This is a genomic window from Mesorhizobium sp. LNHC229A00 (genome assembly GCF_000502415.1).
Taxonomy (GTDB): domain Bacteria; phylum Pseudomonadota; class Alphaproteobacteria; order Rhizobiales; family Rhizobiaceae; genus Mesorhizobium.
The window spans coordinates 1-285 of sequence record NZ_AYWQ01000251.1 but is presented as its reverse complement, the minus strand read 5'-3'; the positions used below and the strand labels follow the sequence as shown (position 1 = coordinate 285).

The 285-nt window shown below is 63.5% G+C and carries 1 pseudogene; it reads left to right on the top strand.

Annotated features, from left to right (window positions below):
- Positions 1-285: pseudogene (locus X742_RS1000000175230) on the top strand (helicase); the annotation flags it as partial.

Sequence of the window (285 nt, the reverse complement as noted above, 5' to 3'; positions counted from 1 at the left end):
CGCTGGGGCTGCACGCGATCGTGCCCAATGGGGTCGAGGACGGCGCTATCGATCCCGGCGTCATCTTCTGCCTCCGTCGTCGCCCATTCGATCCGAACCCCGAGCAGGCGAAGATCAACCCGCTTGATCCCCACTATCTTGTCCATGTGAAGGATGACGGCTCGGTGCGCTTAGGTTTCGGCCAGCCCAAGCCGATCCTGGAGGCGTATCGTGCACTCTGCCTGGGACGGAGCGAGCCGTTCGAAGCGCTGTGCAACGCCTTCGACGACGAGACCGACCATGGTG